The organism is Slackia sp. CM382, assembly GCF_000293015.1.
GTDB classification, from domain to species: Bacteria; Actinomycetota; Coriobacteriia; order Coriobacteriales; family Eggerthellaceae; genus Slackia; species Slackia exigua.
In genome coordinates this window covers 1-14,919 of sequence record NZ_ALNO01000005.1, presented here as the reverse complement: position 1 = coordinate 14,919, position 14,919 = coordinate 1, and the positions used below count along the sequence as shown (strand labels likewise).

12 protein-coding genes are annotated in these 14,919 nt (G+C 66.9%); 1 reads left to right on the top strand and 11 read right to left on the bottom strand.

What is annotated here, in order from left to right; all coding sequences use genetic code 11:
- Positions 1-175: 175 nt before the first annotated feature.
- The 11 genes from glpK to HMPREF1155_RS01950 form a co-directional block, all read right to left on the bottom strand.
- Positions 176-1,672 carry a glycerol kinase GlpK gene (gene glpK / locus HMPREF1155_RS02000; protein WP_009076847.1) on the bottom strand — a complete coding sequence of 499 codons (1,497 nt, stop codon included), beginning with the start codon at positions 1,670-1,672 and terminating at the stop codon, positions 176-178.
- A 13-nt stretch (positions 1,673-1,685) separates the two neighbouring features.
- Complete coding sequence (locus tag HMPREF1155_RS01995) at positions 1,686-2,627, bottom strand: alpha/beta fold hydrolase (protein WP_009076937.1); 942 nt, start codon at positions 2,625-2,627, stop codon at positions 1,686-1,688.
- Positions 2,628-2,655: 28 nt separating this feature from the next.
- Positions 2,656-3,126 (bottom strand): prepilin peptidase, encoded by a 471-nt coding sequence (locus HMPREF1155_RS09085; protein WP_255344606.1) that lies wholly within the window; start codon positions 3,124-3,126, stop codon positions 2,656-2,658.
- Positions 3,127-3,383: 257 nt separating this feature from the next.
- Positions 3,384-4,046, bottom strand: a complete 663-nt coding sequence (locus HMPREF1155_RS01985) for an L-threonylcarbamoyladenylate synthase (protein ID WP_006362121.1) — start codon at positions 4,044-4,046, stop codon at positions 3,384-3,386.
- Positions 4,043-4,768 (bottom strand): DUF6580 family putative transport protein, encoded by a 726-nt coding sequence (locus tag HMPREF1155_RS01980; protein ID WP_009076928.1) that lies wholly within the window; start codon positions 4,766-4,768, stop codon positions 4,043-4,045. The genes HMPREF1155_RS01985 and HMPREF1155_RS01980 overlap by 4 nt, the downstream gene beginning before the upstream one ends.
- Positions 4,765-6,213 carry an ABC transporter ATP-binding protein gene (locus HMPREF1155_RS01975; protein ID WP_009076838.1) on the bottom strand — a complete coding sequence of 483 codons (1,449 nt, stop codon included), beginning with the start codon at positions 6,211-6,213 and terminating at the stop codon, positions 4,765-4,767. Before HMPREF1155_RS01975 ends, HMPREF1155_RS01980 begins: the two co-directional genes overlap by 4 nt.
- The gene (locus HMPREF1155_RS01970) at positions 6,201-7,082 is read right to left on the bottom strand and encodes an energy-coupling factor transporter transmembrane component T (RefSeq protein WP_009077056.1); all 882 of its coding nucleotides are present in this window, start codon (positions 7,080-7,082) and stop codon (positions 6,201-6,203) included. Before HMPREF1155_RS01970 ends, HMPREF1155_RS01975 begins: the two co-directional genes overlap by 13 nt.
- Entirely contained in the window at positions 7,061-7,888 is an 828-nt protein-coding gene (locus HMPREF1155_RS01965) for a DUF4430 domain-containing protein (RefSeq protein ID WP_009076972.1), read from the bottom strand. Before HMPREF1155_RS01965 ends, HMPREF1155_RS01970 begins: the two co-directional genes overlap by 22 nt.
- 9 nt (positions 7,889-7,897) lie before the next feature.
- Positions 7,898-13,120 carry an InlB B-repeat-containing protein gene (locus HMPREF1155_RS01960; RefSeq protein WP_238319057.1) on the bottom strand — a complete coding sequence of 1,741 codons (5,223 nt, stop codon included), beginning with the start codon at positions 13,118-13,120 and terminating at the stop codon, positions 7,898-7,900.
- A 236-nt stretch (positions 13,121-13,356) separates the two neighbouring features.
- On the bottom strand, positions 13,357-13,605 hold the full coding sequence (locus tag HMPREF1155_RS01955) for a manganese efflux pump (RefSeq protein ID WP_009076905.1): 249 nt from the start codon (positions 13,603-13,605) through the stop codon (positions 13,357-13,359).
- A 3-nt stretch (positions 13,606-13,608) separates the two neighbouring features.
- Positions 13,609-14,331 carry a DUF554 domain-containing protein gene (locus HMPREF1155_RS01950; RefSeq protein ID WP_009076970.1) on the bottom strand — a complete coding sequence of 241 codons (723 nt, stop codon included), beginning with the start codon at positions 14,329-14,331 and terminating at the stop codon, positions 13,609-13,611.
- 141 nt (positions 14,332-14,472) lie between these two features.
- On the opposite strand from HMPREF1155_RS01950, the gene HMPREF1155_RS01945 reads away from it, so the two are divergent.
- Entirely contained in the window at positions 14,473-14,826 is a 354-nt protein-coding gene (locus HMPREF1155_RS01945; RefSeq protein WP_009076967.1) for a hypothetical protein, read from the top strand.
- Positions 14,827-14,919 lie beyond the last annotated feature (93 nt).

Here is a 14,919-nt window from a genome sequence, read left to right as displayed (position 1 = left end):
GCAACAAGGCCGCGGCGCACGACGAGATGCCCGCATGGCTCCGTGAAGGGCGCACGGGCGAGGCGACGGCGCCGAAGCGCTTGCCGGCCTTGGACGATCGCCGCCGCGCGGCGCCTCCGACGCTCGAGGGGAGCTTGGCACGAGCGCGCCGCACCCCTTGCGCTCCTGCGGCATCCTACCGCGTCATGATGCGCCCGACGGCCTCGTGCCATCCCGCAAGCCGCGCCGCGCGTTCGCGTTCGCCCATCTTCGAGACGAAACGGTCGCCCGAAGAGCACAGCAGCGCAAGCTCGTCGGTGCTTTCCCAGAAACCGGTGGATAGGCCTGCGAGCATCGCCGCACCCCAGGCCGTGCTTTCGGTCACGGCGGGCCGCAGGAGCGTCGCGTCCAAGATATCGGCCTGGAACTGGAGCATGAGGTTGTTGACCGATGCCCCGCCGTCGACATGGAGCTCGGCGATGGGGATGCCGGCGTCCGCCGCCATCGTCGAAGCGACGTCGGCGACCTGGAACGCGAGGGATTCCAGGCCGGCGCGGGCGATGTGCCCGCGCGAGGTTCCGCGCGTCAGGCCGAGGATCGCCCCGCGCGCATCGGAATCCCAGTACGGAGCGCCAAGGCCTGTGAAGGCGGGCACCACGTAGACGCCGTCCGAGCTTTCGACCGTCCGCGCGAGGTCTTCGCTTTCCGATGCCGTGGCGATGATGCCGAGCTCGTCGCGCATCCACTGCACGAGCGCGCCGGCGACGAACACGCTGCCCTCGAGCGCGTATTCGATGCCGCGGACGTCTGGAGCGCTGGCGGCGATCGTCGTGACCAGGCCATGAGGAGAGAATACGGCGTCCGAACCGGTGTTCATGAGCAAGAAGCAGCCGGTGCCGTACGTGTTCTTCGCGCTGCCCGGCGTGAAGCAGCATTGCCCGAAGAGGGCCGCCTGCTGATCGCCCGCGACGCCGCGGATAGGGATGCCCGAGGGGATGCTGCCGAACGCGGTGCGGCCGAAGTCGCCGGCCGACGGACGGACGTCGGGCAGCATGGACGCGGGAATGCCGAACAGCTCGAGCAGCGATTCGTCCCACCGTCCCTCGTGAATGTCGTAGAGCATCGTGCGGGACGCGTTCGTTCGATCGGTCGCGTGGACCGCACCGCCGGTCAGATTCCAGATGAGCCAGGAATCGACCGTGCCGAACGCCAGATCGCCGGCCTCCGCGGCCTCCCGCGCGCCGGGCGTGCGGTCGAGGATCCATTTGATCTTGCTCGCCGAGAAATAGGCGTCGGGCACAAGCCCCGTCTTGGCCGTGATGCGCGCGCGGACGTCGGGATCGGAACAGAGCTCTTCGATGATAGGAGCCGTGCGACGGCATTGCCATACGATGGCGTTCGCGACCGGAAGGCCCGTCCGACGGTTCCAGACGATCGTCGTCTCGCGCTGGTTCGTGATGCCGATGGCTTCGATGTCCGCAGGGTCGACGCCTGCCGAAACCATGACCTCGGTCATAACGCCCAGCTGGCTCGACAGGATATCGTTCGGATCGTGCTCGACCCAGCCCGGCTGAGGATAGATCTGCGGAAACGAATGCTGGGCGACTCCCTGGATCGCGCCGCTATGATCGAAGAGGATGGCTCGGGACGAGGTTGTTCCCTGGTCGAGCGCCATGATGTACGTACGTGCCATTGCCCTGCCCTTCCTATCGCAGATGCTTCTCGAGCCAGGAGGTCACATCCGCGACGACCGTGCCCGCTTCGGCTTCGTTCAGGATCTCGTGACGCAGGCCCTCGTAGAGAACGAGATCGACATCGCGCATTCCGGCGCGTCGGTATTCTTCGACGGCTTCGCGCACGCCCCTTCCCTGCGCGCCCACGGGATCGTCCGCGCCGGATATGAAGAGCATCGGCAGGTCGGCAGGGATGCGGGATGCCTGCGCGGCGTTCGCGGCCTCCTTCGTGAGGGACAGCACCGCTTCGTAGCCGCCGACGGAGAACATGAAGCCGCACAGGGGGTCGGCGATGTAGTCGTCGACGTTCTTCTCGTCGCGCGAAAGCCAGTCGAGGGGCGTGCGCGCATCGCGTATCGCCTTCGCATACGCCCCGACGCCCATGGAGTCCAGAAGCGGGGATCGGTGCTCCTCGCCCTTGATCGTCCTGAGGGCGTGCGCGACCAGGAGCCCCGCCGTCGAAAGGGCCGCCGGCACCTGGCCCGTTCCGCACATGATCGCCCCGGCGAGCCCGTCGGCATGGCGCGTCAGGTACGCGCGCACCATGTAGCTGCCCATGGAGTGCCCGAACATGACGTACGGAACGACCGACGAATAGCGGCCCGCGACGATGCGCCGAAGCTCATGCATGTCTTCGATGAGGGCGTCCGCCCCGGCGGCGTGGGGAATATGGCCCAGCTGGGACGTGCTCGACACGCTTCCGCCGTGTCCGATGTGGTCTTCCGCGCAGACCACATACCCTTGGGATACCAGCTGCTCGGCAAAGGGCGCATAGCGTTCGATATGCTCGGCCATGCCGTGGGCGATCTGCACGATGCCGGCGACCACGGGGCCGGACGAGTCGGGTTCCCACGTACGTGCATGGATGCGCGATACGCCGTCGCTGCTCATGTAACCGACGGTCGATGTCCTCATACGAATTCCTCCTTTTTTCGCAGAGGTGTTAGATTATACCGCCTATGAGAACCAGGGCCGACGCGCATGCGAGGTACGGAGCGAAGGGAAACGGCGGCGCGCATCCGCGCACGAGGCGGCGGACGAGCTGGACCGTGCACGCGAGCATGCATGCCGACAGAAGCATGACCAGCCCCGACGAGGGACCGAGCCAAAGGCCGAGCGCCGCAAGGAGCTTGACGTCGCCCCCGCCGAGAACCTCCGTGCGGTCGAAGACGCGCTCCAGCAGAATCGCGCAGAGAAGAGGCAGGCCTCCCAGAAGCAGGAAGCCCGTCAGCGCGAAGACGAGCAGACCGGCCGCGAACCGCGCGTCGATACCGGCCGCATCCGACCCCGAACGCAGCGCGCACGCGCCCGCATGAAGGATCCAGGCGCAGGCGATGGCGCCGACGAGAGCGTTCGGAACGACCCTTGAACGCATGTCATGCCAGACAATGAGGACAAGGGCGCAGGCAAGCATGCTGCATCCCGCCGTCTCCAGCGCGATGCATGCCGATTCGTATGTCAGAACGGTTGCCATACGGACAGGCTCGCATGCAGGCCCTGCGCAGACCTTGGCCGCAGAAGGCGGCATCCTGGTCCGAGCCTTACGAACGCCCCGGCCGATTCCGACCGGAATCCCGCCCGCATCCGTCGAAACCTTCCCTATCCCGTCAGGATCGAAGCAGGAATCCGGCACGATTCCGTCCTGCATCCGGCCAAGGCGGCACGCAGCTCTTATGCATCGATGCCGGCGGCGCGGACGGCATCGCGCATCGCCTCTTCCGAAACGCCGCCTGCGCGCAGGATCCGGAATGCCGCACCCGTGCAATCGGCGATCGTCGACGATCGCCCGCTGCGCGCGCGTTCATCCCCGATGCATGCAGCGACGCCCGATCGAACCTCGGCGCTGACTTCGGAGCGCAGATGGGGAGGCGTATGGGCTTGGATGTTCGCGCTCGAGGTCGCCATGGGGCAACCGACCGCGCGGATGACCGCGAGCGCCCATTCGTCATCGGGCATGCGCAGGGCGATCGTCCCGCCCGTTCCGACGAAAGCCGGAGGCACCGCCGCGGAGGCGCGCACGATGAGGGTCAGCGCGCCCGGCCAGAACGCGTGCGCGAGCGCCGACGCGTACGACGGGACGTCGCGCCCGTATCGCATCAGATCATCCATCGACCCGACCAGCCACGGAATCGCCTTGCCCGCATCGCGTCGCTTGATGCCGTAGATGAGATCCGGGGTCCGCGCATGCGCCACCGAGACGCCGATGCCGTAGACGGTATCCGTCGGAAAGACCACGGCCTTGCCTTCCCGCGCCGCGCGCGCGGCCTGCGCAACCGCTTCCCCCATATCCATGGAAACGCTCCTGACCTCGAAGAATCCATTGCCTATCGTCATGATCGGGCACACCCGTCGCCGATACCGTACCGCCGCTTCACGCGTGCGATCTTGCGACGCCACGGCGCATAGAGAACCACCAGAAAGAACGCCGTGGACGCCGCATGGACGGCATCGAATGGAACGGCGGCGGCATATACGGCGATGAGCTCGGCGAACGTATGCGGATGGAAGAACCCGACGACGCTCCAGAGATTAAGGACGAACCCGTAGCCGAATCCCGATACGAATCCGTACGCGTACAGAGGCCACGTCCGCCCGCCTCCGTCCGCTTCGCCGCCGGCCCCGTCCCCGCACGCCTTCGCCACGAACGCCGCACCGTAACCGACCATGCCCCACGCATACATCTGCCACGGGGTCCATGCGCCTTGCCCGAAGAAGAAGTTCGAGACCAAAGCCGCAAGCGCGCCGACGAGAAACCCCGCTTGGCGGCCGAAGGAGGCGCCGGCGACGATGGCGATGGCCGATACGGGCTTGAAGTCGGGAATAGGTGCGAACAGGATGCGCCCGGCAGCGGCCAGGCTTGCCAGCACGACAATGGGCATGGTGTCGCGCAGGCGCGGGCGGCGATGCTCGAAGGAGGCGAAGAACGCCGCGAGGGAGACCGTCACGACGACGAAGCTCAGCAGCCCCGCTTGGTCTATGCCCGCAGCCGCGCAGACGGCAAGTCCCAGCGGGACGATCGCGACGGCGACGGCCTCGAGTGCGGAAGCGACCGTCATGAAAGGGCTCCGAACAGGCGCGAGGAATCGTTCGCCCGATAGATGAGGTTGTTCTCGAAGAAGTCGGCCACGGCCTCCGTGCAGACGACCTGCCCGTCGAAGACCATCGAGACCACATCGGCCGTCGCATAGGCGAAATCGAGGTCGTGCGTCACGAGCACGACCGTGACGCCCCTATCGGCGGCCGCCCGCAAAACATCGTGAACCTGCGCGCAGAATGCAGGGTCGAGCCCCTTGGTCGGTTCGTCGAGCATCAGCAGATCGGGCTTGCAGAGCAGAAGCTTCGCCAAGGCGAGCATCTGCTGCTGCCCGCCCGAAAGGTCGTACGGATGCCGGCCTTCGCACCTCGCAAGCCCGTACCGTTCGATGGCGGCGCGCACCTCGTCTTCGCCGTACGCGCAGCGCCCCGACCATTCCATAAGCTCCTCGAACACGTCGTCGCACACGAAGAGGGCCCGAGGATCCTGAGGAAGCAGCGCCTGGGACCCGCGGAAGGCGTTGCGCACGCGGCCGCGCGCGACCTTAGGCGGCACGCCGGCCGCGATGCGCACGAGCGTCGTCTTGCCCGAACCGTTGCCGCCTACGACCGCATGCACCGATCCGCGCGCGACCTCGAGATCGGCGCCTCGCAGCACCCAAGGGTCCTGCCTGTCGTAACGCGTGTAGACATCGTCGAAGGAAAGCGCCCGCGCAGCATCGAAGCGTTCCTCGAAACGGCGCTTCTGGGATGCCATCAGGTCCGCTATCGCGGAGCGCGGCGCGCAAGGTTCCAGCGGCGAGAGCGAGACCGTCTGCGTGGCGATCCCCTCCATCTCCTCCGGAGCGTGCGTCGTCATGACGACCGTCACGCCGAGCTCGCGGTTCACGCGCGCGAGCAAAGACGCGAATCGCCGGCGGGCGTTCGGATCGAGCTGGGCCATAGGCTCGTCGAGCAGGATGACGCGCGGGCGCAGCGCGAGCACGGCCGCCAGGTTTACCAGCTGCTTGCTGCCGCCCGAAAGGCTCTCGGTCGACGCGTTCATCCAGGATTCGATACCGAAGAAATGCGCGACCTCCGCGATGCGGCGGCGCATGGCGTCAGGGTCTTCCCCGAGATTCTCGAATGCGAAGGCGAGCTCGTGCCAGACGGTGTCGCAGACGATCTGGGCATCGGGATCCTGCCCCACGAACCCGATGCGCGCGGCGGATTCACGCACGTCGATGCCTTCGACGGGCATTCCGTCGCACACGACGGCGATCCCGTCCGCCGACGCCGACCCGCCGTAGACGCCCTGAGGCATGAGCTCGGGTTTCAGCGAGCGCAGCAGCGTCGTCTTGCCCGAACCCGTCGATCCGACGACGACGCAGAACGCGCCTTCCTCGACGCGAAGCGTGGTCGGCGGCAGGGCGCAGGCGGCAAAGCCGGCATAGGAGAACGAAAGGCCGCGAACATCTACGATCGCCATGCCAGACGCTCCCTTGCATACAGGGCCGCAGGGGCCAGGACGAACGATGCGTACGGCGCATACCCCCACCACAGGGCGGGCATGTCGAGCCGGGGATAGAATGCGAATCGGGCGCAGGCGACGGCGACGAGCGCGGCCGATGCGGCTGCAAGCGCAAGCGCGATCGCAAGGAATGCCGCATCCCGCGCGCGCATGCGGTAGCGCCGATAGGACGTGCGGCGCGCCGTGGCGCCGAAGCCGCGGGCACGCATCGCGTCGCTGCGCACGAGGCCGTCTTCCATGGCCCATCCCATCAGCACCGACGTGACGCGCATGCGCGCCTTGCCCGCTGCGCGGATGCCCGAGGAAGCGCCGGCGCTCATGGCTTCCTGCACGGACAGGATCGAACGTCCGCGCTTCACGAGCTGGGGAGCCAGCCGCAGGACCTGCGAAACCATGAGCGACACGACGGGAAGCGCGCGTCCTGCCACCGACAGCGAACGCTCGCTGTCCATGCAGGCCGCATAGCACGAGAACCAGAGGATCATGGCGGCGAAGACGCAGCCTGCCACCGCGCCGTATGCGAGCGCCTCGAGATAGACGGCGCGCGCGCCGATATGGAAGAGCAGCGTCGACCCGGACGAAGTGAACAGCGGATTCGCGATCGCGATGACGCAAGCCATGGGAACGGACCAGCCGAGCGAGCGCACCGTCGGCCGCGCGCCGCGGGTCACGAACGAGCACGCGAGCGCGCCGACGAGCGAAATGCCTGCGCACACGGGATGAAACGCCCCCATGCACAATGCGATCGCGCAGGCCAGGTACGCGAACGTGACCGACGGATGAAACGCGTCGAAGGGATTGCCCCCTACCCCGTCACGTACACCCATGAGACCGCATCCCCGTCGGAAAGCACGTAGTTCCCCGCGCTGTACGAGGGGAACGACCCGTTGACGTAGTAGGTCCATCCGCTCGTCGCGCCGTATTCCTTCTCGGCAAGCCCCCCGATGGCGCTCACGTACAGCCCCATGGACGTCGACACCGCATTGACGTTGCCGTTCGTGGCGACAAGCGCATCATAGGCCGTGGCGCCCTTCTCGAAGGTGAGCGTCGCCGAGCCGCCCACGCTGCCGTCCGCCGCGCTTGAATCGATGCTGCACGTCACCGTGATGGTCCGGTCGCGCTTCCCTGCCGCATCCTCCGACGAGGACGATGACGGTTCGGACGGAGACGACCCCGCATCCGCGGACGACGATCCCCCCGCCTCGTCCGGCGAGGCGGCGCTCGACGAAGATCCCGCATCGGACGATGCCTTCGCCCGGGATGCGGAATCCGTGCCCGATGGGGCCGCAGAACCCGATGAGGCATCTGCGGCGGCGGCGCCGGATTCATCGGACGCCGAGGCGCCGGCATCGTCCCGATCCAGGGCGGAGGCCTCGGCCCCATCGGCCTGCGACAGGGAACCCTCGCCCAGGACGGTGGCGAAGAGCCCGTCGTCGGCCGGGATGCCGGAGTGGACGAGCGCCCACGACGACGTCGCGATCAGGGCGGCCGACGCGAGGGCGAGAAGGGCGATCAGAGGATAGGGCGCACGGTACGACGCGCGGCCCCTTTCGGACGCACGTCGTTTCTCCGTAGGATCGAATGCGCCTCCGGCGGAGCCGAGGGGGGCTATGCGTTCGTCTTTATCGACCATGGACCTCTCCTAGCCCTCGGCCGCATCGCTGCGACGACGCGCGACCAAGAACCACCAGAACGAACCGATGAGTCCGCACATGCCCACGACAAGCCCGACGAGCGGAAGCGGGGAAGCCGACGAACCGGATGGCTCGGCGACGCTCTTGAGGACGGCTCCGCCCTCATCCATGCCCCTGGCCCCCGCGGTGCCGGACGGTGCGGAGGAAGCGTCGAGCGCCTCGCCGTCGGTCGACCCGTCGCCCTTTTTCTCGGAACCTTTCGCCTTGTTCTTGACGAGCGCGCCGGAGACAGGCGCATGGGACGGCGCGACCCTGCCGCCGCGCGCATGCAGGGCGTCGGAATCAGACGATGCCCGCGTCTCGCCCTGAGATCGCGGCGCATCCGATGTCCCGGCGCCCTCCGGATCGGGAATCCGGGGCGTAGGCGCGTCGGGGCCCGCGGTCTTCGACCATTTCGCGAAAAGACGCGTATCGGAGGCTACCGGCTGAGAGAAATCCCAGGCCGTCGTGCATGCCTTATCGGAGAACCAGCCTTCGAAGGCGTATCCTTCGCGCGTCGGGTCCGCAGGCCTTTCGACCGTGCCTCCCGCTTCGACGATCGGGGATTCGATGGCGCTGCCGCCGGTCGAGTCGAACGTGACGGCGAAGCCATCGGCAGGCACGAGCTTGAACAGATGCCCCGAGTCGTTCGTGTAGTACAGAGATCCCTGCGCATCGGCGACGACCGACGCCGTCGTGTAATTCCGCTTGCCGGCATCGGGCACGTAGAGCGCATACGCGCGATCGTCGCCGACGCGGTAGCGATACACGCCGCCGGGATTGCAGTTCACGGTGAAGTAGACGTAGGTCTCGCCGCCGCGGGAAGAAACCAGAGGCGTGGCCTGGGCTGCTCCCGCACCGATGGCAACGGTGCGTTCCACCTGCATCGTTGCAAGGTCGATGACCGAAAGCGTGCCCGCGCCCGTCGCATCCATGCCGCAGACGAAGGCTTTGCCGCCCGACACCGTGGGCGTCGAGGTCGACGTCGCGGCGAATCTCACGGATCCGCTCTCTTCGAGGGAATCGCCGACGCGCACGATCCGATGGAGCGTCCCGTCGTTGCGGCTCACGGCAAGATAGGCATCCTGGCCTGCGGCATCGGCCGCGGGCACCTTCGTGATGCCGGCACGCACGGCACCGCCCACCGAAACCGAGGACAGCTCCTTGCCGGTCGCGCCGTCGAGCAGCTTCACCGAGCCGGATTCGCCGCCGACGACGACGTCGGAAGCGGAGGCCGCGGCGCCGGCCCAGTAGTAGCCTTCGGGCGTTTCATCCGCCTTATCGACCTTCTTCCAGACCACGGCTCCCGTACGGGCGTTCACGCAGACGAGCGTGCCCGCCGCGCTGTTCCATTTCGCGTCGAGCGACGTATACCCCGCCACGACGTAATCGCCGATGACCGAGACCGAGGAAAGCGCCTGCGCGTCGGGCGCGAGGCCCGTAAGCGACCAGACGCAGGTCAGATCATCGGCCGCATAGGCGGACAGGGCACCGCCGTCGGCAGGCACGATGATGCGGCCGCCCGCGTAGACCGGGCGGGAGAAATATCCGACGGAAGCCGTCATGGGAGCTTCCTTGAGCACCGTGCCGTCGGCGCCGCTCACGATGCGCAGCGTATGCTTCGTCGCGATGTACGCGTTCCCGTTGACGAGCAGCGGATCGGAGGCGCCGCTGAAGTCGGCGCCCGAACGCCAAGCATAGCTCCAGGCGAGCTTCGCCGCGCGCGACGGCGTCGATGCGTCCGTGGTCGCGCCGCCGACCTTGCCGCTCGCGAACGCCGGCCAGTCGGCATCGTAGGAAGGCAGATCGTCGCGCGGATGGATGGGAACGTCGGGGGCCTTCTCCTTGCCCGACGCATCGACGTAACGCAGCTCGAGAGACGTCGTCGAGGAGTCGATCAGGAAGTTCCCGATGGACGTCTGCGCCATCTTGCCGTTGACGAGGAACTGCCAGTAGCTCCAGCCGCCGCCCTGCTCCTGTTTCGTGCCGAGCGTGCGCGTGCCGTCCGCCGAAGTGATGGAGTTGAGGAATCCGCCGGCGTAGTCGTATGTGAGGCCCGCCTCGTCGAGCACCGGCTTGAACGCATCCCATGCGGTCTTGTCGCCGTCGGTCGAAAGGGAGACCTGCGTGGGCGTCGCCCACGGCTCCATGACGAACGAACCGTCGGCGCCCGCGCGGGACGGCCCCGTGACCGTGACCGCAATGTCGGCCGCATGTCCGGCGCTCGGATCGTCCTGACCCGTCGTTCCCGCGACCGTGAACGTCGCGCTCACGGGCTGGCGGTACAGCATCCGGTACTTCGCGAGCGTCGTGGCGTCGATGCCCGCATCCTTGTAGCGCTCGTAGTATCCGCCGAACTTCTCGCTGGTCAAGCAGCTGGTCACCGTGACCTTGGCATTGTATTCGGGCGTGTGCACGAGACGCAGCGTTTCGTGCGCGATCACGCCCGGCCTGCTGGAACGGAAAAGGTTCCACTGCTCGGAGGGATGCGTCGAATCGATGTCGGTGACGACGATGCCCGAGGCCGACGTGTCGGAACGCGACCAGGACAGCCCGGTCGCGCCGCAACGAGACGCCTCCTTGAAGGCGTTCAGATCGCCCGTCACATGATCGACGGCATCCGCGCCTCCGGCCAGATGCGCAGCGTATTCGCCCTGCACCTGCATCATGAGCGCGACCTCGGCGTCGAGCTCGGCCGGATCGGTCTCCTTGACGGTCAGGGGGATATCGAGCGAATCGGACGTGCCGTTGAGCGCGACGGCGACCGTCAGGACGTAGTGCGCATCGCCGGCCCCCGGTATGGGTCGAACGACCTTGAGACGGTAGCCGTTCACCGTAGCGGAGCCGGATGCGTCGGTCGCCTCGTCGGCAAGAGGCGCGCCGTTCGCATCCACCTTCTTCACCGTCGTGGAAACGGAATAACCCGAGCCCGTGGCCTTCAGGTCGCGCTTGCGCGGCAGCTGGATATCGGCCGTGACCGCGGTCGGATCGACGATCTCGCCGCTCTGCGAATACGTCAGCTTGACGCGGCCGAGCGCCGCGCGGACCTTGTCGAGGTCCGTCGGATCGGATGCGGTGGCCTTCGCGGTCACATGGAAGGTTCGATCGACGGTCGGCGCCGACTCCGATGCATCGGCGAGCTTGAACGCCAGATGCGCGGTGATGTCCGCGCTGCGGTCCTCGTCGGCCAGGCGCGTGACCGCGCCGTCGGATGCGACGACGCTCTCATCGGTGGATTCCCATGTCACGGACGTCCATGAGGGAAGAGACAGGCGCAGGAAGAGGTCGCCGCGGGCATCGATGGAAGACGTCTCGTCATCGGCTTCGCCGCCTTCATACCCGACCAGGTTCGACGCGACGAGCTTCTTGGCGGCCAGGGCTTCGAGATCGGCCGCGACCTTGTCCATATCCCAACGGATCTTCGGGCTGCACGTCCAGGTCTCGGTCGTCGCGCCCGAGGAGACCTCGAACGTGACGCGCGGCGATCCGAATCCCGCAGGCGTGCGGGACGGATCCTCGTAGTAATAGGAGATGGCCCCGTTCGAGTCGCCGGCATCCGCCGAGACGGATGCGCCTCCCTTGGCGGAACCGCAGGTCGCAACGCGCACCGTTGCATCAGGGAAGCCGAGTTCGGCGAGCTTCGACACGACCATGGCGTTCATGTTCGCGTCGGTGCCGAAGACGGGCGCGGGAACGTATCCCGCATCGCGTAGCGCCGCGACGGCGGCCTTCGCGGAATCGGCCGCGATGACCGGCCCCGCCGATGCGGACTTCTCGTTATAGCCGCCCGCCGTGGCCGTGACTTTGAGGGTCGCGCCCTCCCAGTCGGATCGGACGACGAGCGTCTTTCCCGTCTGCCCTGCGATCTCCTCGAATTCGGACGAGTCTGCGCGTTTCACGTACCACCGGTAGCTCATGGCCGTTTCGTCAGGCAGCGCGCCTCCCGAGAGACGGGCCTGGGCCGTCAGCGTGTCGCCCGTGGCGACGACGCTCTTGCCGTTCGGCTTCTCGATATCGAGCCGCGCGAGACGCAGCGAGCCCTTGGGCATGATGGGGCCCATGGTGAACGAGACCTCGTTCGCGCCCGCCGACGCGACGATGCGCAGGAACTTGCCGTTCGCCGAGCCGTCGTCCGGGATGGCGACGGATGGCGACGTCCCGAGCGATGCGCCCGTCGTCGCCGTCGGCGAATCGACGAGCATCCACGCATAGGTCGCCTTGGAGGCATCGACCGCGGTCCCGTTCGACGCCGTCGCGGCGCTCGAGCCCCCCGTGAAGGCGACCGCACCGATCGTGTCGCCCGGATTGATGATCGCGTCGACGTCGCCGCTTATCTTGGTCGCGCCGCGATGCATCTCGACGCGGCTCAGGAACGCCGCGCCCTGGGGCGCCAGCGGACCGACGCCCGATGCATCCTGGGTTTCCCATGCCGATTCGTCCGAAGCATGCACGCGCACGTACATGCCCGAAAGATCGATGCCGCCCGCCGTCCCCGCCTCGGGTATCGCGAACGTAGCGCCCGTGGCGCCGGGAATGTCCTTGTACCCCCACGTGTCGTGCGAGGAGTACTGCCATTGGAAGGTGACGCCTTCGGTCAGGAGCTTCTTCGAGGAATCGTACGCATACGCCTTGAGCGTGGCGCCGAATTCGGCCTTGGGAGCGACGCCCTCGCCGGCTGCGTCGTATACCGCGACGCTCGAAATATCGACATCCGTCGAGGCGCCGGGTTCGTCGTCGTCGCCTCCCCAATCGCCATCGTCGTCGCCCCAGCCTGCAGGTTTGGCGACAGCCGAAGGCTCGGAAGCGTCCGGAGCGTCCGCGGAAGGCGCCGCTTCGGGATCTGGGTCGGAAACGGGGTTCGCAGACGGTTCGTCGACGGCCGAAGCGTCCGCCTCTGCCTCAGGTTCCACCGCAGCCGCATGGCTCTCGGCATCCGATGCGCTTCCCGCAGGCTCGGGCGCCGCAGCGGATGACGGCCCTTCAGCGGAATCTTCGATGGCGGAGGACGGCCCGTCCTGCTCGGCAGCGGCTTTTTCGACCTCGTCCGCCCAAGACGGCATCGGGCAGAGGGAGACGGCGAGAACCACGGACGCGAGCACCGCGATCACGCGATCGGGAATGCTCGCAAGCATCACCTCGGGGGTGCCGTCTGCCGCCGAGAGGCGAACGCGACGAGAGAAGGCTCCGGACATGGGAGGCACCTTTCTTCCAGGGCTCTGAATATCGATGGACAGGCATTCCGACTTGTCGTCATCCGGAAACGGCGCGCGCCCGATCAGCGCACGCATCGACTCATTCCCGTCGGATTCACGGTTACTGGCATAGCCGGGGAATCCCACCCCGATTTCCCCAAGCGCGCCTGCGCGCGCCCGCGTGTCGCCACGCATCCATCATGGCCATACATATGTATGCGGATTGTACCATGCAGCTAGGACAGCAGCGCCTTCACGCCGATGGCTACGAGAACGAGACCGCCCGCCATCTGGGCACGGTCGCCGAGCACGATGCCGAAGCGCCGCCCGATGCGCAATGCCGCGAGGCAGACGAGAAACGTGGCGGCGGCGATGATGAGAGACGACGACAGGATGTCGGCGCCGACGGCGCGCAGGCTCACGCCCACGGCGAAGGCATCCATCGAAAGGGCGATGCCGAGAAGGATGATGTCGAACGGACCCATGGGCTACCCGAACAATGCAGCCGCGAAAGAGACGGCCGGGACGAGAGCGATGGGCACGAAGGCGGCAGGAAGGAAGTTCGCGGCGTTGATCTCGGTGATCTTGAGCATGTTGAACCCGACGGCGAGCAGAAGCAACGACCCGACGCACACCATCTGCGCGATGACGGCGTCGGACAGCAAAGGGGCGATGAAGCTGGCGCCGAGGCTCAGCAGCGCCTCATAGACGAAGACCGATAGTCCCGAAAACGGCACGCCGATACCGAGCGTGGTGGCCATGACCATCACGACTACGGCATCGATCAGAGCCTTCGCGAACAGCGTCGTGTGATCGAGCTGCAGGCCGCTTTGCAGGGATCCGACGATCGCCATCGCGCCCACGCAGATGAACAGCGAGGACGTGACGAAGCCCTCGGAAAAGCTCCCGAGCGACGAGGTTCCGGATGCGGCGCGCGTCAGCCGATCCTGAGCCCAATCGCCCAGGCGGCGAATCCAGCCGTCGATTCCGACGAGATAGCCGAGAATGCCCCCTGCGATCATCGAGAGCACGACGACGATGATATCGCCGCCCTTCGCCATCCCCGAGATGGCGACCAAGAGCACGACGAGCCCCATGCCCTGCATGAGGAAATCGCCGAGCCGTGTCGACACGCGGCTCTTGAACGCAAGCCCTATCGTTCCTCCGGCGACGGTCGCAATACCGTTGACCAGCGCTCCCAGAATGACCATGCGCGTCCCGAGCCCCCCTTCGCATGAAGATTCTGACATCCCGTTTACATCGCGCAAACGCGAGGCTTTCGCATTGCGCGCCAGAAAATAATAACGGTTGAGACGTGCGATAGTGTGTCTCGCACAAGAAAGGCGGACGACATGGCTCAGACATCGCAGAGCACAGGCTATGAGGCCTACGTCATAAATCCTGACGGCACCACGACGGAGACCACGGTCTCCTATGCCGACGCGCCGTCATCATCCGCTTCCGCGCCGCGCGGCTTCGAGGTGGGCACGCCCTTCCCGGGATTCGCATACGTGCGGACCGAAGGCGCGGAGGGCACACGTCAATATGCGGGCTCTGCGGTGAACGCGGCACCTGCGCCGAAACTTCATATCGGCCGCAGGCTGGCCGGGCTCGTCGTCGCCGCCATCGGCGTGCCGCTGCTCATCCTTCCCGGACCGGGCCTCCTCCTCATCGGCATCGGCCTGGCCATGGCCATCGCGCCGTAGAATCTCGCCACCCCTTCTGCACGGGACCGCCTCAATCCCGTTACGCAGCATATCCTCCTTGCAAGAGCCCCGACGCCCGCCCTGGCGCCGGGG